The 23,526-nt window shown below is 56.6% G+C and carries 22 protein-coding genes; 15 read left to right on the top strand and 7 right to left on the bottom strand.

What is annotated here, in order from left to right; translation table 11 throughout:
• Window positions 1-3 precede the first annotated feature (3 nt).
• Together B3N48_RS05420 and B3N48_RS05415 are read right to left on the bottom strand one after the other, a co-directional pair.
• Window positions 4-582, bottom strand: a complete 579-nt coding sequence (locus B3N48_RS05420; RefSeq protein ID WP_296180404.1) for a hypothetical protein — start codon at window positions 580-582, stop codon at window positions 4-6.
• Window positions 583-901: 319 nt separating this feature from the next.
• Entirely contained in the window at window positions 902-1,216 is a 315-nt protein-coding gene (locus B3N48_RS05415) for an aminotransferase class I/II-fold pyridoxal phosphate-dependent enzyme (protein ID WP_296181612.1), read from the bottom strand.
• A gap of 549 nt (window positions 1,217-1,765) precedes the next feature.
• Here B3N48_RS05415 and B3N48_RS05410 point away from each other — a divergent pair.
• From B3N48_RS05410 to B3N48_RS05395, 4 genes are read left to right on the top strand one after another with little or no spacing between them, the layout of a single operon-like run.
• The gene (locus B3N48_RS05410; RefSeq protein WP_296180401.1) at window positions 1,766-2,809 is read left to right on the top strand and encodes an ABC transporter substrate-binding protein; all 1,044 of its coding nucleotides are present in this window, start codon (window positions 1,766-1,768) and stop codon (window positions 2,807-2,809) included.
• Between the two features lies 1 nt (window position 2,810).
• Window positions 2,811-3,626, top strand: coding sequence for an ABC transporter ATP-binding protein (locus tag B3N48_RS05405; protein ID WP_296180397.1), 816 nt, complete (start codon window positions 2,811-2,813; stop codon window positions 3,624-3,626).
• The gene (locus tag B3N48_RS05400; RefSeq protein ID WP_296180394.1) at window positions 3,619-4,494 is read left to right on the top strand and encodes an ABC transporter permease; all 876 of its coding nucleotides are present in this window, start codon (window positions 3,619-3,621) and stop codon (window positions 4,492-4,494) included. Before B3N48_RS05405 ends, B3N48_RS05400 begins: the two co-directional genes overlap by 8 nt.
• Window positions 4,473-5,516 (top strand): amidohydrolase family protein, encoded by a 1,044-nt coding sequence (locus B3N48_RS05395; RefSeq protein WP_349677020.1) that lies wholly within the window; start codon window positions 4,473-4,475, stop codon window positions 5,514-5,516. Before B3N48_RS05400 ends, B3N48_RS05395 begins: the two co-directional genes overlap by 22 nt.
• Before the next feature lie 47 nt (window positions 5,517-5,563).
• Here B3N48_RS05395 and B3N48_RS05390 read toward each other — a convergent pair whose 3' ends face one another.
• Window positions 5,564-6,526: a LysR family transcriptional regulator gene (locus B3N48_RS05390; protein WP_296180388.1), complete on the bottom strand. Its 963-nt coding sequence runs from the start codon at window positions 6,524-6,526 to the stop codon at window positions 5,564-5,566.
• Here B3N48_RS05390 and B3N48_RS05385 point away from each other — a divergent pair.
• The 6 genes from B3N48_RS05385 (at window position 6,518) to B3N48_RS05360 (ending at window position 13,342) form a co-directional block, all read left to right on the top strand.
• Window positions 6,518-7,762, top strand: a complete 1,245-nt coding sequence (locus B3N48_RS05385) for an alpha-hydroxy acid oxidase (RefSeq protein ID WP_296180385.1) — start codon at window positions 6,518-6,520, stop codon at window positions 7,760-7,762. The genes B3N48_RS05390 and B3N48_RS05385 overlap by 9 nt on opposite strands.
• A 55-nt stretch (window positions 7,763-7,817) precedes the next feature.
• Entirely contained in the window at window positions 7,818-9,164 is a 1,347-nt protein-coding gene (locus B3N48_RS05380; RefSeq protein WP_296180383.1) for a TRAP transporter large permease subunit, read from the top strand.
• Between the two features lie 25 nt (window positions 9,165-9,189).
• Window positions 9,190-9,444, top strand: a complete 255-nt coding sequence (locus B3N48_RS05375; protein WP_296180381.1) for a hypothetical protein — start codon at window positions 9,190-9,192, stop codon at window positions 9,442-9,444.
• Between the two features lie 90 nt (window positions 9,445-9,534).
• Window positions 9,535-10,695, top strand: coding sequence for a lactonase family protein (locus B3N48_RS05370; RefSeq protein WP_296180378.1), 1,161 nt, complete (start codon window positions 9,535-9,537; stop codon window positions 10,693-10,695).
• Window positions 10,696-11,021: 326 nt separating this feature from the next.
• Window positions 11,022-11,942, top strand: coding sequence for an SMP-30/gluconolactonase/LRE family protein (locus B3N48_RS05365; RefSeq protein ID WP_296180375.1), 921 nt, complete (start codon window positions 11,022-11,024; stop codon window positions 11,940-11,942).
• A 56-nt stretch (window positions 11,943-11,998) separates the two neighbouring features.
• On the top strand, window positions 11,999-13,342 hold the full coding sequence (locus B3N48_RS05360; protein ID WP_296180373.1) for an MFS transporter: 1,344 nt from the start codon (window positions 11,999-12,001) through the stop codon (window positions 13,340-13,342).
• Between the two features lie 374 nt (window positions 13,343-13,716).
• On the opposite strand, the gene B3N48_RS05355 is transcribed toward B3N48_RS05360, so the two are convergent.
• Window positions 13,717-14,394, bottom strand: coding sequence for an RraA family protein (locus tag B3N48_RS05355; RefSeq protein ID WP_296180371.1), 678 nt, complete (start codon window positions 14,392-14,394; stop codon window positions 13,717-13,719).
• A gap of 226 nt (window positions 14,395-14,620) precedes the next feature.
• Between B3N48_RS05355 and B3N48_RS05350 the strand changes: the two genes are divergently transcribed.
• From B3N48_RS05350 to B3N48_RS05340, 3 genes are all read left to right on the top strand, one after another.
• Window positions 14,621-15,598 (top strand): hydroxyacid dehydrogenase, encoded by a 978-nt coding sequence (locus B3N48_RS05350; RefSeq protein ID WP_296180368.1) that lies wholly within the window; start codon window positions 14,621-14,623, stop codon window positions 15,596-15,598.
• Window positions 15,599-15,683: 85 nt separating this feature from the next.
• On the top strand, window positions 15,684-17,018 hold the full coding sequence (locus B3N48_RS05345) for an MFS transporter (protein WP_296180365.1): 1,335 nt from the start codon (window positions 15,684-15,686) through the stop codon (window positions 17,016-17,018).
• Window positions 17,019-17,195: 177 nt separating this feature from the next.
• Window positions 17,196-18,116 carry an amidohydrolase family protein gene (locus B3N48_RS05340; RefSeq protein ID WP_296180361.1) on the top strand — a complete coding sequence of 307 codons (921 nt, stop codon included), beginning with the start codon at window positions 17,196-17,198 and terminating at the stop codon, window positions 18,114-18,116.
• Here the strand turns inward: B3N48_RS05340 and B3N48_RS05335 are convergent.
• Window positions 18,109-18,849 (bottom strand): IclR family transcriptional regulator, encoded by a 741-nt coding sequence (locus B3N48_RS05335; RefSeq protein WP_296181609.1) that lies wholly within the window; start codon window positions 18,847-18,849, stop codon window positions 18,109-18,111. The two genes, B3N48_RS05340 and B3N48_RS05335, sit on opposite strands and share 8 nt — an antisense overlap.
• Before the next feature lie 435 nt (window positions 18,850-19,284).
• Between B3N48_RS05335 and B3N48_RS05330 the strand changes: the two genes are divergently transcribed.
• Window positions 19,285-20,880, top strand: a complete 1,596-nt coding sequence (locus tag B3N48_RS05330; protein ID WP_296180357.1) for a histidine kinase famiy protein — start codon at window positions 19,285-19,287, stop codon at window positions 20,878-20,880.
• A 215-nt stretch (window positions 20,881-21,095) separates the two neighbouring features.
• On the opposite strand, the gene B3N48_RS05325 is transcribed toward B3N48_RS05330, so the two are convergent.
• A complete protein-coding gene (locus B3N48_RS05325; protein ID WP_296180355.1) occupies window positions 21,096-21,659 on the bottom strand; it encodes a TetR/AcrR family transcriptional regulator in 564 nt (187 codons plus the stop codon).
• Between the two features lie 191 nt (window positions 21,660-21,850).
• On the opposite strand from B3N48_RS05325, the gene B3N48_RS05320 reads away from it, so the two are divergent.
• The gene (locus B3N48_RS05320) at window positions 21,851-22,510 is read left to right on the top strand and encodes a glutathione S-transferase (protein WP_296181607.1); all 660 of its coding nucleotides are present in this window, start codon (window positions 21,851-21,853) and stop codon (window positions 22,508-22,510) included.
• 328 nt (window positions 22,511-22,838) lie between these two features.
• Here the strand turns inward: B3N48_RS05320 and B3N48_RS05315 are convergent, their stop codons facing one another.
• Window positions 22,839-23,258: a hypothetical protein gene (locus B3N48_RS05315; RefSeq protein ID WP_296180351.1), complete on the bottom strand. Its 420-nt coding sequence runs from the start codon at window positions 23,256-23,258 to the stop codon at window positions 22,839-22,841.
• Between the last annotated feature and the right edge of the window lie 268 nt (window positions 23,259-23,526).

The following is a 23,526-nucleotide window of genomic DNA, read 5'->3' as shown; positions in this document are numbered from 1 at the left end:
ACCTTAATTTATCCCGTAACGGTGCAGCGGTCCGGTGGTGCCGAAGCCTGCATCCCAAAGTCCACAATTTCCAGCCACCTCGTAGTAATCGACAATATTATCTTTCCCCGCAAATAACCGCACAGTACAGCTTTCTTGAACGGTGTTAGTTTGAATGTACTCTGTATGAGTTAACTGGCCGTTGACGGGTGCTGTTTCGCTACCGACTGCTGAATATGTATTGTATCGCGCACCGAACCGTTCAAACGTATAGACCTTCTGACCATTTAGCTTATCGTCAGCACTCCCCACGTGTGTCTCAACATAATTGGGCTGTCCAAATTTCGAATAGGCTTCAGCAATATTCCTTCCCATCATGTTCGAAGCGGCCTCACGTTCAGGCGCAACGACCGAACATCCAGACACCAAAGATATTAGAAGCCAAAGCACTTTTTCTTTCATTGTATACGTCCATTTTTTGATTGTGTTCTCACGCCTACAGCTGTCAGGGTTGACAGCAGCATTAGTGATCCTTGCACGGCTCTTCTGCAGTTTCCCTGCACTGCCAGAATCTACACTGTAATGCACCAGCGGGAAATCCATGCGAGCAGCCCACTATTGCGGCAAGGCTCGTCATCCGACCATTGATCTCAAATGATCAGGTCAGCCTTGCGCACATAATCGTGCCCCTTAAAAGACTTGGTCAGCCTTTTCGATCATCTGTTAGAGAACAACGAATGGCCGGTGGCAATCCGGCGCTCCGCATCGCCAAGGCAAAGTGCTGATAGATGCACCTGATCCTGAAACGCTAACTGGTCTGCGCGACGATGCTACAAAGGTCGTGTGTTACTTTTTTCGGAAGCGGCAATGAAGCTTACACGCGCAGCCGCTGACAGCGTTTTCGAAGAGCTGCCGACGTAGATCACTCGCTGCAAGTGATCCAGCGCAGCAATACGGGTTGTCGGCACATTGAGGAAGTCGGCGTATGCAGCACCGACTGGGTGAACATGACTTTGGGTCGATACTCGCGAGCCAACGCTTCGAGCTGTTCAAGATCCGGCCCCTCCGCGGTACGAGTTACAGGTAGCGCATCAATGCCCTGCAGTTGCAGGTTGCTGAAGAGATTGAAATGGCCTGGGTCGTCCACCATGGCAGCGTCACCTGGTCGCGCTGTATGACGCAACATCAAATCGACCGCTTGAGTCGCACCGTCCGTCAGTAGCAGTTGGGACGCAATGGTTTCGATCTCGCCATCCGCAGTGCACTTCTTCCAGACTGGTCGCTTGTTTCGCGACGGCTCGACGGCTCGTAACCGTGCGTCATGTGTGCGTTACCAGCCCGGCGCTGCTCGAACGCCTTGGCACCCCACGAAAACCTGAAAAGCTTTCACGCTTTTCGGGGCGACTTACTCCAACGTTAAGACGCGCACTATTGAAGATTCACCGGCGACACCGTGCCACCAGTGACCAGCCGGCTTGAATTCTCTTACGGCGATGCCATTCGAGAAGCAGCTATCGCGGGCCTCGGTGTCTCGGTAATTCCTACATTCATTGCCCAGTGTCCCCCCTCGGATATCAGATAGATATCCCCCGGCGTACCTCTCATCAGCGCCGTCGAAAAATCCTTGAAATGAAATGGAGTTTCCATACCTTAAGCGCTGGAAGCGACAGATCCACTCATTCGAATACATTTCGCACAAATAATTGATAGAAATTGACGCAACCATCATCCCTGCATAGGATAATGGAAACACCATTTCAAAAATAACAAATATGGAGTTTGCACAATGTCTGTCGATGCACGTTGCCGCCCCACTCCCCTCCCTCGCCTAAGGCTCGCAGTCACTGGACTCGGTATCGCGCTGGCGATCTGCTTTATGTCTAGTGTTCAGGCACAAACCGAACAAAATGAAGTGACGGTCGCGGTCCAGTACGGCTATGCCTATTTGCCTGTTGCGGTCGCCGACAAACTCGGGTTCTTCACCGAAGCTGCGGCCGCACGCGGCCAGCCCGAGACGCGCTTTGTCATAAAGCGTATCAGCGGCGCTGCCTCCATTAATGACGCCTTGATAAGCAATAGCGTCGACATCGGCGGCTACGGCTTGTACGGCACGCTGACCGCATGGCAGAAAACCAAAGGCAAGCTGGATATCAAAGCGCTGTGCGCGCTCGTTGCCGGCGATAACGGTCTGTACGTCAATGACCCCACTATCAAAAGCCTTGCGGACTTCAAGCCCGGCGACAAAATCGCAGTCACAGCGCCCAACAGCCAGCAGGCAGTTTTGCTGCAGATGGCGGCTGAGCAAAGTTTTGGTGAAGGGAAAGCTCATCAGATGGACAGCACGATGGTTGCCCTTCCCCATCCAGATGCGATGGCCAGTCTGATCAACAAAGCAGGAGTCAAGGGCTACATCGGACCGAACCCCTATAGTTACCTGCTCGATCATGACGAGCGTGTTCACAAGCTGTTTGATTTTTCCAGGCAGCTCAACATGCGCATGACCAGCGGCGTGCTCGCGACTACCGGAAAGTTTGTGAAGCAAAACCCGCAACTGACCGACGCAGTGGTCGCGGCCATCGCCAAGGCAGATGAATTCATTCGCGAGAACCCTCAGCGCGCTGCAGAGCTTTTTCTCGCTAGCGAGCCTTCAAAACTGACCAGCGAGCAGACACAGGACATGCTCGCGAAAGTGCGTGATGAATGGAGTGTCCAACCCTCAGGCGTAATGAACTTGGCGCAATTCATGGTGCGCACCGGATCACTGAAGGAGGGACCAACCGACTGGCGGCAGGTGTTCTTTGATCCGGTGGCCAAAGGGGAAGGCAACTGACATGAACGCCCTCTCTTTGAATACTCCGCCATCCTCTGTCGAAAGTCAGGCGCTGCTCTGCGTGGATGGCGTTACGTTGCAATACAAGACACGAGACGAATTGATCACGGCGACCCATGGCGTATCGTTCACTGTCCAGCGCAATGACCGTTTCATTCTGTTGGGCCCTTCGGGGTGCGGCAAGTCCAGCCTGCTGAAGAGTGTCGCAGGCTTTCTGCCGCCCGCCGCCGGGACCATCCAGCTCAACGGTCAAACCATTCAAAAGCCTGGCCCTGACCGCATGATGGTGTTTCAGGAATTCGATCAGCTCATGCCTTGGAAAACGGTATTGGGCAATATCATGTTTCCCATGCTGATGACCAAGCGCTTCCCCGCTCAGGAAATCACTGAGCGCGCCATTCGCGTCGCGACGAAAGTGGGACTGGAGCGGTTTAAAGACGCCTATCCCCATCAACTTTCCGGCGGCATGAAGCAGCGAGTGGCAATTGCCCGAGCACTGGCAATGGAACCGTCAGTCTTGCTCATGGATGAGCCCTTTGCGGCGTTGGATGCGTTGACCCGGCGCCGGATGCAGGAGGAACTACTGGAGCTCTGGGGGCAAACGCCGTTCACGCTCATGTTTGTCACCCACTCCATCGAAGAAGCGATTTTGCTGGGTTCTCGAATTCTCGTGCTCACCCCTCACCCCGGCCAGGTTCGCGCCGAACTGGATGCTGTTGAGCACGATTTTTCGACCCAGGGAAGCGAGGGCTTTGCCAGCCTTCAGCGGCGGATCAATCACATGCTGTTCGGAGATCAGGACACCGCTCATGAATAACCATCCTCTGCGATCACGCCCTGATGTCGAATACACGCCCTCACCGGTTGGACAGATCGGAGATATCGCCCGCGAACTCAGCCCACTGGAGCGATGGATGGGTCATGCAGGCTTGCGACGTACGCTGGTGCTGATCGCACTGGCGGTGCTCTGGGAAATTTACGCACGCTATCTGGGAAACGACCTGATGTTTCCCACCTTCAGCGCCACCGCAACAGCGCTATGGGGTGATCTGGTCAATGGTGTCCTACCGCTGGCAGTCGTGAGTTCCATGAAGGTGCTGTTGATGAGTTACGGTCTGGCGGTTGCCTTGGCCGCCGTTTTGACGACCCTGGCAGTGTCCACGCGTATCGGAACAGATATTCTCTCTACGTTGACCGCCATGTTTAACCCGCTTCCAGCCATTGCCATTCTTCCACTGGCCATGCTCTGGTTCGGGCTAGGCGTTCAAAGCCTGATCCTGGTCATTGTCCATTCGGTTCTCTGGGCGGTATCGCTCAATGCCTACTCAGGTTTCAGATCAGTCAGCCAAACGCAGTTGATGGCTGGGCGCAACTACGGACTCAAGGGCGTGCGCCTGGTGCTGCGTATCCTCATACCCGCTGCGATCCCCTCGATCCTCGCAGGCCTGAAGATCGGCTGGGCGTTCGCATGGCGAACCTTGATCGCTGCTGAACTGGTGTTCGGCGTCTCAGGCAACTCGGGCGGGCTGGGCTGGTACATCTTTCAGAACCGAAATGCGTTGGAGACACCCAACGTCTTCGCTGGCCTGTTAACGGTAATCATCATTGGTCTGGTGGTGGAAGGCGTGGTATTTCGCAGTATTGAGGTGCTCACCATACGGCGATGGGGCATGCAGAACTCATGACAAACGCCTCTGCGTCACCTCATGCGCCAGTGCGGCCGGAGTGGTTGGCCGATGTCCAGGAGCCGGTGCTGGACCCTCGTCGCGTTATTGTCGATCCGCACCATCATCTCTGGGACCGTCCGGGTCAGCGTTACCTCGGCGAAGAATTGCTGGACGACGTTGGAGCGGGCCATCGGGTGCTCGCCACCGTCTACGTGCAGTGCAGGTCGATGTATGACCTGAACCGTCCCGACGCTTTCAAGCCTGTCGGTGAGGTGCGTTTCGCAGCCGCCATTGCTGAACAATCCCCGCCAGACGTTCAGCTCTGCGCAGGGATTGTTGGCGGTGCCAACCTGCTCTTGGGCAGTGAGGTCGCAGGCGTACTGGACGAGATGATTGAGGTGGGCGCAGGACGTCTGTGCGGTATCCGTAACGCGACAGCCTGGCATAGCGACTCTACTCTGATTTCCAATCCAATCCCGCCACCGGGTGGAATACTGCTTGATCCGATATTCGGCCAGGGCATCTTGCAGCTCACTGCACGCGATCTGTCATTGGACATCTGGGCCTATCACTCGCAGCTCTCTGAGGTCATCGATCTCGCCAGAAAGCACCCCAATCAGCGGATCATTCTCGACCACGCTGGAGGCCCTCTGGGTGCGGGTCCATACAAAGGGAAGCGCAATGAGGTCTTTGCAGAATGGGATCTGTCGTTGCGCGCCTTGGCGCAATGCCCGAACGTGCAAATCAAACTCGGCGGGCTAGGGATGCGCGTCAATGGCTTCGACCTGGATCTGCGCGCCTCCCCTCCTGACTCGACGACCGTTGCTGAGTTGTGGGGACCTTATCTGCTGCGGTGCATCGAGATTTTCGGCGTGGACCGTTGCATGTTCGAAAGCAACTTCCCGGTCGACAAAGGCATGGTCAGCTATGGCGTGTTGTGGAACGCGTTCAAGAAAATCACCGCGGATTTCAGCGAGGATGAAAAAGACGCTTTGTTTAGCCGCAACGCTGCCAAGGCTTACCGTTTGAGACTTCAATGAAACAGGCGTTTGGGGTCTGCTCGCAATCGACTGCACGTTCAGGGAAGCTAGCGACAAGCCCGCTCAAACGCCTCTTCGACAGCACGCAGCAAGATGTTCTCTGAGTCCTGTTTGCGCCGAACCATTGAGAGCTGTCGGGTCGGTGCCGAAGGACCCAGAGAGACTTCCCGCACCGCATACACAGCCAAATGCTCCTTGCGCAGGCGTGGCATCACTGACACTCCCAAACCAAGCCCGATCATGGCGATGATAGCGTCGGCGGACGGCACATCGATGAGCGCCTCGCAGTGCGGAATCAGGTTGTCCACGAAACGAGCGGCCATCCTGCCAACCACCAGCTTCCGGTCCAGGCGTATCCATGGATAGCGTCGCAGGTAGTCTGCGGGCTCCATGCTCTCCAGGTGCGCAGGCACCACCAAAACCATTGGCTCGCACAACAGATCCTTCCAGTACAACCGCGCAGAACCGCCGCCCGGCGGGCGAACGAGAATTGCGGCGTCCAGACGATCGGCTTTCAATGACGAAAGCATTTCAGGCGTATTGGCACGCTCTAGCTGCAAGGTAAGCCCGGGGGCCCTTTTTTGTAATTCGGCTACGGCCCTGGGCAAAAGGGTCGTCTGTATCGAACCTGTGACGCCCAACCTGACCCGACCCGACATCGACGGATAACGCTGAGTACGCAGATTTTCGAGATCTGCCAGCGTGCGTGCCACGGTATTGACCAGCAATGTCGCGAATCGAGTCGGGCGCACGCTACGACCGGATCGGTCGAACAGCGACTGACCGAAATACGTTTCCAACTGCTTGATCTGCAAGCTGACGGCGCTGGGCGATAGATTGACCGCCTCGGCAGCGGCTGCAAACGAGCCGCGCTCCAGTGTTGCCTGCAAGGTCATCAACGCCTCTATTTTCATGAGGAATCCTCGTCTTTGGATCAACAAAGAATAACTTTTATTCGAGGGTCGGTCGCCTATGATGGCCGGAACAAGAATAATTGTGGGATGGCTCATCCGATGCGACTTCAAGACTATCCACTGGCATCACACACCGTGCCGCATGCCAGTGCGAGCTATCGAATACCCAGACGGCTGAAGCACATTCTGTCTCTGGATGATTTCGAAACGGCAGCACGCCGATTCCTTCCCAAGCCTATTTTCGCGTATGTCAGCGGAGGAGCCGAAAACGAGCGCTCGCTAAGGGCGAACCTGTCGGATTTTGATCGCTACGAATGGCTAGGGCGTGCTTTTACCGATACTTCACAGCGCAGCCTTGACACCTCAGTCCTCGGTCATCGTTATGCCGCGCCGTTTGGTATCGCCCCCATGGGGATCAGCGCACTGACCGCTTTCGAAGGCGACCTGATACAGACCCGTGCAGCGGCCGAAGCCAACATACCGGCGATCATGAGTGGCTCTTCGCTCATGCCCATGGAAAAGATTGTGCAGGCCAACCCAGATGCGTGGTTTCAGGCCTACGTTCCCGGAGAAGAACAGAAGATCGTGGCGCTGCTTGAGCGCGTGCATCGGGCAGGCTTCAAAACACTGGTGGTCACGGCTGATGTGCCTGTGTCCGCCAATCGGGAGAACCTGATTCGTGCGCGTTTTTCCACTCCATTGAAGCCTGACTTAAGCCTGGCGTGGGAAGGCCTTACACATCCCCGATGGCTGATGGGCACGGCGTTACGAACGCTGGTTCGTCACGGGATGCCGCATTTTGAAAACTCCGGCGTAAAGCGCGGCGCGCCTATCGTCTCGGCTAACGTGATGCGCGATTTCGGCGCCCGTGACCATCTGAACTGGGGGCATTTGAAGCTTATCCGCGAGCGCTGGACGGGCATCCTGGTGGTTAAGGGCATCCTCGACCCTCTGGACGCCCAGAAGGCCAAACAGGCGGGTGTCGACGGCATCATCGTGTCCAATCACGGTGGCAGACAGCTCGATGGCAGTGTCTCGCCCATTTCAGTTCTGCCCGAGATCGTACAAGCCGTTGGCGACCTCTATCCAGTGATGATTGACAGTGGCTTTCGCCGGGGAACCGACATCCTTGTGGCCCTCGCGCTGGGTGCCAAATTCGTATTCGTGGGAAGGCCCATGAATTACGCGGGCGCGGTGGCGGGTCAGCCAGGGATCAAACATGCCATCGGCATATTGGCCACCGAACTCTCCAGAAACATGGCCTTGCTAGGCATCTCGCGGCCCGCTGAGGTGAGCGCCGACAGGTTGAGAGTTCGTCGATTACAGGACTGAGCACAGACCCTCTCCATCCTGCTCCAAACCTCAATAATAAAGACGGAGTTTACCCATGGGCATCGCAGTCATCGCGCTGGCGAGTTACATCCTGATTATTGTCATCTGGAGCACCGTGCTCAAAAGAGGCATCGCGGAAGCCATGGTCGTCGGATTCGTGCTGGTGTGCGCTTTTGGCCAAGGGCAGTTCTTCGCGATAGCAGCGGAAGGTATCAAAGCGGCGTTCGCCGAGCAGGTTGTGTTTTCGGCACTCGCCTTCACGTTTGTCGGCACCCTTTTGGCCAAGACCGGGATCATCGACCGGCAGGTCGCGATGCTGAACTCGTTGCTTGGGCGTTTACCTGGAGGCGCAGGCTACGTATCAACGGTCGGTGCTGCGTTGTTCGGTGCCATTGCCCACTCCGGCTCCTCGAACGCAGCGACGGTTGGCACCGTTACGATTCCATGGATGAGCAAGTCTCACTGGCCAAGTCACATTTCTGCCACGCTGGTCGCAGGTAATGCCGGCATGGGAACGGTCATACCACCCAGTGCATCGTTTTTTATCCTGGTCGGGCTGGGCACCGTCGCGCCCTATATCTCTGTCGAGAAACTGCTACTGACCATGTATGGCGTATCCGCATGGTGCCTGGCATGGCGTCTGGCCGTGGTATATCTCTTTGTTCGCCGCTTCAAGATCGGGAAAGTCGAAGACAGTGAAATAGAGCGGTTTCGCAAAACCTTCGCTCAAGGCTGGTGGACGGTTCTGATCTTCCTCGGCATCGCAGTCCCTATTCTGCTGACCCTGGGCCCATTGAGCGATCATCTGAGCAAGAGCCTCGGCGCAGACGCCATCAAGTCGGTCTCCATCATGGTCTGGATGCCCGTCATGCTGGGCGGATTCACCTTGTTGCTAGGATGGCGCAAGCTCCCGAAAAGCGGGTCCGCCTGGTATGAACTCATTGCGTCCACGGCCCCGCGGTATCGGGAAATCGGCACGACGATCGTGTTCGCCTTCGCTGGAGGCGCAGCCTTGGCCGCACTCGGCCTCGCGGAACAGCTATCCCAGGTGCTCAATGGCCTGAATGCATCGCCGTTGGTGGCCTGCCTCATTGTGGTCGTGCTGGTCATTCTGGTGGCAGGCCCACTGAACTCGACCGCTACCGTCGCCACCATTGGCGGGATCGGCTTTACCGTGTTGATGCATGCCGGGGTCAACCCTTACCTGGCTGCAGGACTGATCCTCACTGCGTCCTCCACCGAAGGCGCTTCTCCACCGGGCGCTGCCGCCATCTATATCGCGGCTGGTATCGCCCAGGTTCCTCCTAGCCAGACATTCATGCCGCTGGTCATGCTCTACGTCCTGCCCTTCATCTTGATAGGAACCGGCGTTGGAATGGGCTGGCTACCTGTGCCTGTTTAACCTGAAATCATCTGAGGTGGCTGTCATGCCCGACTCTATTGCCAAACGCGGACCATTGGCTCGACTGATGGTCAGCGGATTTGTGATCCAGATAAGCGCGATGCTGATATTGGGCGGTGTCATTGTCGTTCTGCAAGCTTTGGGTTTTCTGCTCCACCACCGTGAGTGGATCACCCGGACCGCTGAAACGCTGAACCCGATTCTGTTCACGCTCTCGGGAATATTCGGGATATGGACGCTGTTGCTCGCCTATGTGGCGGGCTGGAAAACCGCGGACTGAAACCGACCGACCCTGAGCCTTGACGTAAACCCGCAGCGGGCAGTGACCTACCCGCTTTCCTGCCGCAAGTTCCCCCGAGAGGAATACACAATGAAAACAAAACGCCGCTATTTGCATGCGCTGACCCTGCTCGTTTCCACCTCGCTGGTGGCCTTGCCCGCGCTGTCCAAAACGTTCGTTTACGTATCGAACTCGATTGACGGCAACATATCGACGTACGAAATGGAAAGTGCGACGGGCGCATTGAAGCCCATGGGCGCCGTACCTGCCGCGAAACTGGTGATGCCGATGGCCATCGCCCCTGACAAGTCGCACCTGTACGCCGTCACCCGCTCGGAACCGATGCGAGTCTTCAGCTACAGCATCAATAAGCAGTCGGGCCAATTGACTGAAGCGGCTCAAGCTCCGCTCCCTGACAGCATGCCCAACGTCGCCACTGATCGCACTGGCCGATTCTTGTTCACCGCGTCGTACTCGGGTAATAAAGCCGCCGTGAGTCCAATCGACGCTGATGGGCGGGTCACCCGGCCCGCGCAACAAATCATCGAGACGGGCAAGAACGCCCACTCGATTCAGGCTGACCACAGCAACCGTTTTGTCTTCATCAGCAATCTCGGAAGCGACCAGATCATGCAGTTTCGTTTCGACGCTGCCACTGGACACTTGAGCGAGAATGTCCCGCCCGTGGTCCATACGAAGCAGGGAGAAGGTCCCCGTCATTTCGTGTTTTCTCCAGACAATCGCTTTGTTTACGTCTTGCATGAATTGACCGGCACCGTGACCCAGTACGCGCTCGATGCAGACAAAGGCACCCTCCACGCGCTTACATCAGTTGCCTCCGTCCCTTCGGATTCCGGATTGATCCAGGGTTCGGTCCAGCCTGCAATCACGGCGACACGTATAGCCGCCCGGGACAATGAAAAAGCGCGAAACACCATTGCTGCGGCGGACATCCAGCTCAGTCCTGACGGGCGGTTCCTGTACACGACAGAGCGAACCGGTAGCAAAATCGCGCTGTTCAACTTGGACCCGACAACAGGGGCGCCCTCCTACGCGCTCAACTACCCTACCGTGCTGCAACCCCGGGGTATCAAAATTGCCCCTTCAGGTCGCTTTCTCATAGCGTCGGGCGAGAAGTCCGAATCAGTGGCCGTCTATAAGATAGATCCGGACTCGGGCAAGCTGAGTGAGGTCGGTCGTTACCCGGGCGGCCATGGGGCTAACTGGGTGGAGATTGTCGATCTGCCATAGGCGCTTGGGCGGAGCGCCTGGCTTCAGCTGATGTGAGAGCAGCACATGGGCTAAAGCTTCAGGCGCAAGGGATAAAAAATCCCAAGCCACGAGAAGCGGTCAGACGCCGCGTCGCAGCTTCCGTGGTCTATTGAAATTAAATTCTAGAAATCCACGTTTCAATACTGCCCTTACCCTTCCTTCCCTCCTTCGCGTGTAATGCGCGCAAGGAGACGAGCAGCGGGAAAAAGCACTCGCGCGCCTCTGTAAAATGGATTATTTTTGGAATGTAATTCTATTTTAATAAAATGCCGCGGCCATACCGTCGGATCGTCTCAGGAGCACGCATGAGCTTCTTCCCCGCCCCAACTATCACCGAAACCACTGTCTTCACTCGCTTGCCCGAGCGCTTTCGCCATCCACGGCGCACGACGTGGGCCGACGCTAACCGGCAGGGAAAAACCATCGATTCATTTCTGGAAGGTCCGTCTTTCGACAGGGACGGCAACCTCTACGTCACCGACATCCCCTACGGTCGCATCTTCAAGATCTCGCCCGCTGGAGAATGGACGCTGGTCTGTGAATATGACGGTTGGCCCAATGGGCTGAAGATTCACCAGGACGGTCGGATTTTTATCACCGACTACAAACGCGGCATCCTGTTGCTTGACCCGCAAAGCGGGACGATCGAGCCGATCCTGGAGTCAGCCGGCTCGGAAGGTTTCAAAGGGGTGAACGATCTGGTGTTCTCGCCTTCGGGGGATCTGTACTTTACCGATCAGGGGCAGACTGGCCTGCAGGACCCGACCGGACGGGTCTATAAGCTGGATGCCGCAGGCAACCTCAGTTGCCTGATCAATACCATCCCCAGCCCGAACGGGATTGTGTACGACCCCCATCTCAATCACCTGCTGATTGCGGTGACCCGCGCGCAACAGATTTGGCGCATCCCCCTCGGTAACGGCTCAATCATCAGCAAGGTCGGCGTCTTCGCACAGTTGCACGGGGGGCTCGGCGGCCCGGACGGGCTGGCGCTGGATGACGAGAGCAATCTGTATATCGCCCATACGGGCTTTGGGTCGGTCTGGCGACTCTCCAGGGTCGGCGAACCTACTCAGCGTTATGTGTCCTGCGAAGGCATCAGCAACACCAACCTCGCGTTCGGGGGTGACGACGGCCGCACGCTGTTCATCACCGAGTCGGAAACGGGCTCCATCCTGCAGGTTAGAACGCCAGTGAAAGGTCTGCAGATGTATTCACATAGCTAAGCGGCTGCGAAGCCCTACACAAGCCTTCTAACAACAACGATAAAAGAAGTGATGCCATGACTGCGCATACAACGACCACCACCCCGCTTTCCGATGCTGAAGGTGAACAACTGCTGCGCCGCATTCTGCTGCGCATCGTGCCGTTCATCTTCGTTTGTTACGTGATCAGCTATCTCGACAGAACCAACGTCGGCTTCGCTGCCATCAGTATGAACAAAGACCTGGGCCTGACAGCAACCCTGTTTGGTTGGGCGGCGGGTCTGTTCTTCTTCGGGTACTTCATTTTCGAAATCCCTAGCAATCTACTGATGCAGCGTTTCGGCGCACGCATCTGGATCGCGCGGATCATGATCACCTGGGGGCTGATTTCGGTCGGAACGGCATTCGCCACCGGCCCGGTCAGCTTCAGCATCATGCGTTTCCTGCTGGGGCTTGCCGAAGCGGGCTTCACACCGGGGGTTTACCTGTATTTCACCTACTGGTTTCCCGGCAAATGGCGGGCGAAAGCCACAGCAACGTTCCTGTTGGGCATCCCCACTGCCAATATCTTCGGATCCCCGCTTTCGGGATGGCTGCTGGACATGCACGGCATCCTAGGGCTGAAAAACTGGCAATTCTTGCTAGTCGCAGAAGCCATCCCTGCTGTCCTGCTGGGCATTGCCTGCTTGTTCGTCATGGTGGACACCCCAGCCAAGGCGCGCTGGCTGAGTGAGCGGGAAAAGGCCTGGCTGCAAAACAAGTTGAGCAGCGAGCAGGCATCGATCAGTGCCACCCATGGCAACACCCTGCGCGGTGCATTGACCAATCCAAAGGTCTTCGTGCTGGCGGCCATCAATTTCTGCTGCATCGTCGGCTCGATCGGCATCGGCATCTGGATGCCTCAGATCATCAAGAGCCTGGGCATGGAGAACAGCACTGTCGGACTGGTTGCGGCCTTGCCTTATGTGCTGGGGGCGGTGTCCATGACGCTCTGGGCTCGACTGGCGAGCGGCAGTCGGCACCGTCTGCCGTACGTGGTGGGCGCTTTGGCGTTAGCGGCGATTTCACTGGTCGCGGCCGCGTTGATCGATCAACCGGCATTGAAAATTGCCAGTCTGGCGCTGGCCGTTGCTGGCATTCTATCGTTCCAGGCGACGTTCTGGGCGATCCCGTCGTCGTTCCTGACCGGTCGTGCGGCGGCGGGCGGTCTGGCACTGATCGTCTCGATTGGTAACCTCGGCGGGTTCGTTGGCCCCTTCATGATCGGGCTGATCAAGGATGCCACGCAGTCCTACTCCGGCCCCTTCTACGCCGTGGCATCCATCCTGGCGCTAGGGACCTGTCTGATGCTGTGGCTAGGCGATCCAGCCAGGCAACAGGAGAAGCCCGACACCGTTTCAGAGCCTGCTACTGAGTGCTAGCCGGCGGCGTGTAGCCAGGCAGCGATACCCCGGCGGCTCCCGTCGTCGCCGGGGCTCCCCAGACGACCGACACTAACCCTGCGAGAAGACCGCCAATCGCTTCGAAACCGAAGCGCATGTAGAGGAAGAACGCGACCACACGACATGGCCAGCCAGGTCAACGCAACCTGCTGCACCCATTTGCCATGATTGGAAACCGCCTGACCGAAAAAATACGCCTGGAAATCAGGCTGAGCGAACGCCCGGACGGGGCTCGGCCACTACTTACGGGATGCATTATTGGAACGTCATTCAGGCCTCGATCGCGGGCCTCAGGCCGCCTGCTCTGGATAGGAAGCAGGCAGCTCGCACAAGGTGGTGCAGGGTGAGCCGAATCACTCCGGCAGCTGACAGCCTTTCTTTTTCAATGCGTCGATGACCCAGCTGCGGTCGTTTTCGCCCTTAGCAATCTGATCCAGCTGCTTCAACTCTGCATGATGCTTGGCGCTGGCACGCTCGTATACCTCAGCCACATGATCATAGGGCACGCAAAGCAGACCATCTTCATCTCCGATCACCAGATCGCCCGGCTCGATAACCATGCCGTCGATAGCAATAGGCACGTTGATCTCACCTGGACCGTCTTTGTAAGGACCGCGATGGGAAATGCCTGCTGCGAACACGGGGAAATCACCCGCGCCGATGCTGCCGGCATCACGGATGGCGCCGTTGATCACGATCCCGGCGACGCCACGCTTGACGGCGTAAGCAACCATCATCTCGCCGATCAACGCGTTGCTCAGATCGCCGCCGGCATCAACCACGATCACATCACCTGGCTGGGCGATGTCGATTGCGTAATGCAGCATCAGATTGTCACCCGGCCGCGCCTTGACCGTGAGTGCGGCGCCTGCCAGCACGCCACCACGGTGCATGGGCCGCAGGCGGGCTCCTCCCGCCGTCATACGATTCATTGAATCGCTTACGTTGGCGACGGGAACTTCGCGATAGCGTGAAATCCACTCGGCGCTGACTTTACGGGTGGCATTCAGAACTCGGAATCCGATAGACATGGCAGCTCTCTCTTGAAATTGTGGTGTGCCGACGGGAAGCGACCCGACTGAAATATTAGAATCTCATTTCGTTTTCCAGCATTCAACAGTTTTCAACTCAAGATTCGCTACCCTCCATCGCGTTTTTCATTTCCTTATTGAAATGGCATTCCATTGTGGTAGGTTAATTCTTAGCACACGACGACCTCGTGGGTCGGTATTCACGATAAAAACAAGGTAGATATCCATGACTCGCAAAATCTTGCTGACAGGCCCGGCCCTGACAGCCGATGCCATGAACCAAGCCGCCAGCCTGGGCATACAGATCGTTCCCACCACGCCCTATCTGCCCGCGGAAGAACTGACCGCCATCATTCGTGACGAACAGCCGGATGCGATCATCGTCCGCCAAGGCAAGCTCACGGCGGCGATGATAGAGGCTTCAGCCAATCTGACAGTGGTCGCCAAGCACGGCGTGGGCTACGACTCCATCGATATTCAGGCGGCGGCAGCGCGAGGCGTACCGGTCACTATTGCTGTGGGCGCTAACGCACAGTCCGTCGCCGAACACGCGTTCGCTTTGCTGTTCAGCGTTTCACGCCAGACGGCCTACCAGGACGCAAGGCTGCGTGCAGGTCATTGGGACAAATCCACCGCCAATGGCACCGAGCTCTTCGGCAAGACCCTAGGCTTGATCGGTCTGGGTTCGATTGGCGGGATTTTGATGGACTTGGTGGCGCCACTGCAGATGAAGGTCAGAGTCTACGATCCTTTCCTGAAAGCCCTGCCTGATCGCGCCCATGTAGAGCGTGAAGATGATTTTGACAGGCTGATCGAGAGCAGCGACATCATCAGTCTGCATTGCCCGCTTACCGATCAGAATCGCAACCTGTTCAGCACCGCCCAGTTCGAGCGCATGCGCCCAAGCAGCATTTTGATCAACACTGCGCGCGGCGAATTGATCGACACCCCAGCGCTGGTCGAAGCATTGCGCAGCGGACAGATCGCAGGGGCGGGTCTGGACACATTCCACCCTGAGCCGCCACCGGCGGACAGCGCGTTGTGGAGCCTGCCTAACTTGGTGGCGACCCCTCACGTCGGCGCCAACACCAGCGAAGCCCGCGACCGTGTCGGTCTGCTGGCCCTGCAACAGGTCATCAAGGTCTGGGAAGGCGAAGCCTTGGACCCCAGGTGTGTCGTCAATCGTCATTTGATCAATAACTGACCTCACGAGCGAATGCGTGCCGCTGCGCAGCGGCGCGAATCCGTTCCGAACCGTTTCTCCAAAAAAATAAACACAGGAGAGCACAATGGCCGTAAAGCCTACCCCCGCCCCCGTCAGCGAACTCGAACGTACCACGATGCATCGCGTTGCCTGGCGTCTGCTGCCGTTTCTGATCCTCTGTTACCTGATCGCAATTATCGATCGGGGCAACATCGGAATGGCCTCCCTGCAAATGAACCATGACCTGGGCCTGACGCCCGCTATCTTCGGTTTTGCCAGCAGCCTGTTTTTCGTTTCCTACTTTCTGATCGAAGTACCCAGCAACCTTGCATTGCAGAAATTCGGCGCACGAATCTGGATCGCCCGAATCATGATCACTTGGGGCATCGTCTCCGCAGGCACCGCGTTCGTCCAGGGTGCCAACTCGCTGTACGTCATGCGCTTTTTGTTGGGCGCTGCAGAGGCTGGGTTCTTCCCGGGTGTGCTGCTGTACATGACCTATTGGCTGCCGTCGGCGTACCGGGCGCGCATGGTGGCGATCTTCATGGTGGCCATCCCCGGTGCCAACTTCCTGGGCTCGCCTCTGTCGGGTTTCCTGCTGACGCTCGACGGCTGGATGGGGATGCGCGGCTGGCATTGGCTGTTCATCCTTGAAGGCATCCCTGCCGTGTTGCTCGGGATCGCATGCCTGTTCGTGCTTACCGATCGTCCGGCACAGGCGAAGTGGCTGAGTAACGAGCAGCGCAACTGGCTGGTCAACCAACTTGAAGAAGAGAAGCAGCGCAAAACCAATATCGGTCACATGTCGCTATGGAAGCTGCTCAAGCACAAGGACATCTGGGTCCTTGCGCTGATCTACTCAGGGGCATCCGCAGCGGGCAGCACGATGAGCGTCTGGGCGCCTCAATTGCTCAAAACCTTCGGACTGTCCAACCTGGAAATCGGCTTCACCAACGCCATTCCATACGGCATCGCCTCTGTCGCCATGATCATCTGGGGGCGCAGTTCTGACCGCACCGGCGAACGTCGCTGGCATACGTCACTCACGCTGCTGCTGATTGCCGTCGGCCTGCTGTTGGCGTTGGTGACATCCTCGCTGCCGGCCACTGTGATGTTGCTCACCATGGTTCTGGTCGGTGCCTACTCGATGAAAGGCCCGTTCTGGGCACTGGTGTCGACATGGCTATCCAGCAGCACGGCCGCAGCGGGTCTGGCAGCGGTCGGGGCTTTGGCGAACCTGATTGGTGGCGGGTTGATGGTCAACGTCTACGGCGCCATCCATGAAGCGACCGGAAGCTATGCACTGGCAATGCTGCCATTGGCGGCCCTGTGCGCTGCGGGCGGGATTGCGGTGCTGTTGATGGGCCGCAAGCACAAACGCGCGTCCTTTGGAGAGCCTGACTCGATCAAAGCGAGCTGAACCTGCAAACGGGTCAAAGCTGCAAGCTTTGGCCCGACATTGCCCAATAGCAAGAGGGCCGCGGCGTTCGCTGGTCCTACACCCCTACCCTATCGTCAGGGTGCAATGCGACACGCTGCTCGATCCAGACTCGAGCACTTTTTCCTCGAACTCCACAAGAATAATGAGAACTTCAGCATGACCTTAAGCCGTCGTCATTTCGTCCAGGGTGGCGTTTCACTCGGGGCGCTCCTGTCGCTCAACGCCTTCGCAGGTTTCCGCTATTCCAGCGGCGAGAACAGTTCGATGCTGGTGCCGCCGGCGGGCAGCGTGGATTGCCACATGCACCTGTACGATGATCATTTTCCGGCCGCCGCCGGGGCAGCGTTACTGCCCCCCAATGCCTCGCTGGAAGAGTATCGTCAGGTGCAGCAACGCCTTCACGTGAGGCGCATGGTCATTGTCACGCCGTCCACCTATGGCACCGATAACCGGGTCATGCTCAATGGCCTGGCCAACGCACACGGCGACGCTCGCGGCGTTGCAGTGGTCGCGGCTTCGATTGCAGACAAGGAACTGGAAGCACTCCACGCAGCAGGTGTCCGTGGCATACGCTTCAACCTGAGCTACGGTGGCGCCAACCTCGACGACCTCGAAACACTCGCGGCGCGTATCAATGAACTGGGGTGGAACGTGCAGGTCGTCGCGCCGGGCACGCAATTGACTGATCTGGAAAGCCGCCTGGCGAAGCTACCTTCCCGGCTGGTCATCGATCACATGGGCCATGTGCCTCAGCCAGAAGGCGTGAAGTCCGCCGCATTCGCTGCCATCACTCGATTGCTGAACAATCAGCGCACGTGGGTCAAGCTGTCAGGCCCCTACATTCGATCCAAAATTGGCGCTCCCACCTACAGCGACGTCAGTCAGGTGGCGCAGGCGCTGGTGAAGATCAACCCGGAAAGAATGCTGTATGGCAGCGATTGGCCCCACCCCACGGCGACGGAAAACAAACCCAACGACGCCGACATTCTCGACCTGCTCTACCAATGGGCGCCATCGGAACACGACCGAACGCTTATCCTGCGGGACAACCCGGTCAGCCTGTACGGCTTCAGTTGATACCTTCCGGGACAGGGGCGCTATGGGCGCCCTTTTCTTCACGGGTGGATTTACCGCCCAGGCTGCGGGTCAGGTCCTCAGCCACTGCAACAAATACGTCTCGGATGGACTTCGCATAGTCGTTGGTCAATCGAGCCGCCGGGCCGGAAAGCACCAACGCACCCACGACTTCCTGTAACGCGCCGTAGATTGGCAATGCCATCGAGGCCGCGTGAGGGTCGGTGGCACCACTGGAATAAAAAGGCTCAAGCCCGTCTTTGGCACGGCTGAATGGCGTGCGTAGCGCCTCGGCGCCCGCAGCGCCATCCATGGGCCGCATATCACCTTGCTGCAGGTGCAAACGCAGGCGATGCGGTGAATTGACCCGATACTGGCAAAGACGATAGGCGCCGTGACGTACGTAGAAAGAAGCCGTTTCGCCCGTTTCGTCGGTCAACTGGTGCAGCCTTGGCACGACATGGCGCTCCAGATCCAGCGCTTCCTGATACACCGCATTCAGACGCATCACTTCGCTGGCAAGCATATAGCGGCCGTCAGCCATCCGATTGACAAAACCATGCGTCTCCAGCGAGACCATCAACCGCATGATCGTGCTCTTGATCAGCCCGGTACGCTCTACCAGCTCGACGAGACTCAAAGCGGTATCGCCGATCCGAAATGCGGACAGAACGGTAAGCACCCGATCGGCAGATGCCACGCCGTTAACCGCTGGGCGCGGACGCGTTTTGACCATCGTTGACTCTCCTTGGCGACTGACTGAACGTCGAAAGCGAAACATCCCGGCATTATCCGATAGCTGAAAGTAGATAGCTACCGAACGGCGAAGCCCGGCCCTCAAGCCCCTCATGCATTCGCTTTGAACCGTGTGAGGCTGGTTGCAAAACTCGCTCAGGCTGTCGAAGTCCTTGGTGAACCCACCATGGAGCACATCAATCATCGTCCCTGCCCCGATTTGTTCTGCAAGCGGCAACCGGCAACATTGGTTGCTTGCGGCTATCCCGGTGACCCGGGCTGCTGAATGACACTAGCGTCTATTGGCTGCCCAAGCGGTTCAGCATCGACCAGTTACACGCCATTTGCGAAAAGCTTGCACCACCGCCACGAAAGCTGGTCACATTATCAAGTCGCTCAGCGGGGGCGGCTGTTATTTTCATTGGCCGGAGCAGCAATGGCGAATCACCCAACACGTGTAAACGACAGCTCCACTGGCGACATCAGCGGTTCGGATCACAACATCTTTTTTGCCGCAGTCGAAACCACTCGCATGCCCATGATCGTTACAGATCCCAAGCGGCCCGATAACCCCATCATCTTTGCCAACAACGCCTTCATTGACATGACGGGCTACAGCCGCGAGGAGATCGTGGGTACCAACTGCAGGTTTTTGCAGGGGCCTGAAACTGATCCTAACGCCGTGCGGCAAGTGCGAGAGGCCATCGAGGCCAGATCCGAAGTAGCCGTCGAAATTGTGAATTACAAAAAAGACGGATCGAGTTTCTGGAATGCTTTATTCATTTCACCGGTTTACAACGACTCAGGCGATTTGATCTATTTCTTTGCCTCTCAGCTGGACGTTAGCCGCCGCCGCGATGCTGAGGACGGACTGCGCCAAGCACAGAAAATGGAGGCCCTGGGGCAGCTCACTGGCGGCATCGCCCATGATTTCAATAACCTGCTTCAGGTAATGATCGGCTACCTGGACATGATCCAGCGCACTGCTGACAAACCTCACTATGACCAACAGCGCATCCTGCGCAGCGCTTCGAACGCACGCGATGCCGCTGAACGGGCAAAAACCCTCACGCAGCAGCTATTGGCCTTCTCACGTAAGCAGAAGCTGCAAGGGCGCGTGGTCAACTTGAATTCGATTGTCACTTCTTCCCAGGAGATGGCTGAGCGAACGCTGATCGACACCGAACTGCGGGTGGTTCTCGCTGATGACCTGTGGAATTGCCGTGTCGATCCTACGCAAACCGAAGTCGCGCTGCTGAACATCTTCATCAATGCGCGTGATGCCATGGAGCACAACAAGCAGCGTCACCTGACCATGGAAACGAAAAACGTCAGAATCGAAAACCTCAGCTCCACTTCGTATGACGGGCTTATGCCAGGTCGCTATGTGAGCCTGGCGATTACTGACAACGGAGCAGGTATGCCCGCGGCGATCGTGAGCCGGGTGATGGACCCCTTCTTTACCACCAAAGAAGAAGGCAAGGGATCTGGCTTGGGACTTTCCATGGTCTACGGATTCATGAAGCAGTCGGGGGGCACGGCCAGGATTTATTCAGAAGAAGGCATCGGTACAACGATCCGGATGTATTTTCCTGCAGACGACAGCCAGCCTCACAAACTTACAGCGACAGAAAGTACCTCAGAACAGACGGGGCATGAACGGGTTTTGATCGTGGAAGACAGGCCTGACGTGGCGGAGCTCGCCAGAATGGTACTTGAGGAGTACGGCTATTCGTGCGAGGTAGCCTATAGCGGTAGAGAAGCCTTGTCATTTTTGAAAGGTGAATCATTCGATCTGCTGTTCACCGACCTGATCATGCCCGGTGGCATCAATGGCGTCATGCTCGCCCGTGAGGCAAAGCGCTTGTATCCCAAACTCCGAGTGCTCTTGACCACAGGCTATTCGGAGAACTCCTTGGAGCGCACCGATGCCGGAGGCAACGAATTCGACGTGATCTCCAAGCCCTACATACCCACTGATCTGGCAAAAAAAGTTCGACTGGTTCTCGAAGGGCCTAATGGTGTGAGCTAGCGTGTCAATCGCCTGGGTGCAACCCTACCCAAGGAATAAGTTGCGCCCAATTTTATTTTCGTAGCGTTCTAAAAATAGTCCCACTGCGCGGCGCTCCATGATGAGTGGCGCCGTAGTTGGCGCACTTCGTGTCGCGCGGCCCGTTCTATGGAAATGCTGGTCCTGGACTTTTTCAAGATCAAAGCGAGGATCGCAGATGACTTTGCCGTCAAGCATCAGGCGGGAATCAACCCGGCTTCTATATAACTCAACATCAAGTCGTCGAACAGACTGATGTCTGCTGAGGTGCGCGCAATAAGCTGCGCACCCGCAACAGCGGTGTAGATGGCGCGTGCACGGCGCTCGCAGGCATACTCAACGTCCCAGCCCGCATCTACTAGCACTTCGGCCAGCCATTTCACATTAACGTCCGCATAAGTCTTTATCTCCTTAGAGACCTGGTCAGGCAGATCCTCGTATTCTGCGGCCATGAAGCTAGACAGGCAGAGCCGGTTATGGTCTTTCAAAGATCTACGAAAGATGGAGGGATACAGCTGTAAACACTGTAGTGGATCAGTGTTAGAGGCCCGTATCTCATCAAGCACTGCCAGCGTGTCCTGCCAATAGCGTTCTGCGACGGCAGCGCCTAAATCTGCCTTGCTCGCAAAGTGGTAGTAAATGCTTGCGTTTTTGATCCCGACCTCTTCGGCAATGCTCCGGAAATTGATACCGCTGTAGCCATGTAGCTGTGCTGCAGATCTCGCCGCAGCCAGGATGGCCTCTCGGGCGTTTTCACTCATGTCGTCATCCTCACCCTGGATACATAGTCGGTTTAGCGCACATTCTACCCGCCGTGAGGTCACCTGCCAATTGACAGGTAGGGTATTGACAGCGCGCCAAATCCGGATCAACCTTTACCTACCATTTGACAGGCAGGTAAATTGGCATGACTACTCAACATCCATCCGTTGACGCTTCCTCTCTTTCCTCGATGAAAATCTATGATTGGTTCGATGGCCCATACCCAGCCCGGGTACGCATCGCTCTTGCCGAAAAAGGGCTATTGCCGAAAATAAAATTCGTTTCGGTAAACCTGTGGACCGGCGAGCACAAGGAGCCTGAGTTCCTTGCCATCAATTACTCCGGCACACTTCCTGTACTTGAGCTGCAAGATGGGACGTTAATTGCGGAATGCACCGCGATTACCCAGTACCTGGACAGCCTGGACGGTAACCCGGTGCTTACAGGCGAAACGCCTCTGGAGAAGGGGTTAATCCATATGATGACCAAGCGCGCTGAAATCGAGTTGCTCGATGCCGTGAGCGTCTATTTTCACCATGCCACGCCAGGCTTGGGGCCAAAGGTCGAGCTGTATCAGAACGCCGAGTGGGGCGCAAAAATGGGTGAGAAAGCTATCCGAGGTATGCGTTATTTCGACAATCTGCTCAAAGGTCAGCCATTCGTTGCCGGCAACACGTTTTCGATGGCGGACATCGCTGTCCTGGGCGGTCTGATCTTCGCCGCTTTGGTGAAACTGCCGGTACCTGAAGAGTGCGTCGCGTTAAGAGCATGGCATGACAACATGCAAAAGCGCCCTAGCTATCAAACCTGGCGAGCCCTGGTCGAGCAAGGCGCGCCAAAAAGCGAGTGATGGAACCCGGCGCATCCACTGCGGCCCCAGGGCGGTGGATGCAACCGTAATGTGTCGAGCTATACCAACGCTCCAAATCGGCTCGGCACATTCACGCACTGTTCCTATGGCGCGTCAGGGTCTACAGCGACCCAAACTTTTGCGCCGCTGTAGTCGTTCTCGACTTGCCATTTGACACGCTTTGCAGCCAAGCACATCTCCCTGACGCCCCCACCAACAGTATCCGTCGCACAATTTGTTGCTTCGGCTGATCGGCTTGGGCCGCGCTCGACGTTGCAGCGGCTCAGATGTTCACCATGGCCAAACTGTTCTGGTGTTTCTGACAAGTCTATACCCCGAACTGGGTACAACTGCCAGGTGAGTTTTTTATAGTTTTATAATCAGTGACTATGTTTTTACTATCGAACGTCACTATGATCGTACACTTCTTATCATAATATTTGGTATTAGATGTTGGCGTGAGTGTTACCCCACCTGCAGGACCCGCGCTTGCGGTGTTCGCCGTATCTGTCAAGGAATACTGTTTCTCCATGAACCAGCTTGCCGAAGATTGGCCATCGGCAGTTTTGATGACTTTGTCGGGTCTTCCAAATTTATCATAAACCGCCTGGACGCTGCCCCCTTTAAACTTATTACTGTAGATCAAGTCTGGGATGGTCGGGACAGCATTCGCCATTGTCTCGCACGCTGACAAATTAATTACCAGTAGTAAAAGTACTGAAGCCCTAAAACCATTAATCTTGCGCATCGACTGTCCCTTTTTTACATGCGAACTATTTATAGTTGATTCTGATGAGATCGGATTCTCACTCATACCCCTAGCGTTACGCTCGACCAGCAAACAAGCGTAAGGCTGATAGTAATGGTTGGCGATCTCACCAACAATCCAGTCATGAGAATTGTGGCAGTTTCCGCATAATCAGTCGGTCTTTTTTCTACTGAATTGCGGCAACTCACGCCACGCTTGATAGCTGGGCTGAGCGGCACCGGGGTTTTCCGAGGTCTATAGCTTGCTC

Source organism: Pseudomonas sp. UBA1879, assembly GCF_002338065.1.
Classification (GTDB): Bacteria; Pseudomonadota; Gammaproteobacteria; order Pseudomonadales; family Pseudomonadaceae; genus Aquipseudomonas.
This window is presented reverse-complemented; position numbering and strand designations above follow the sequence as displayed.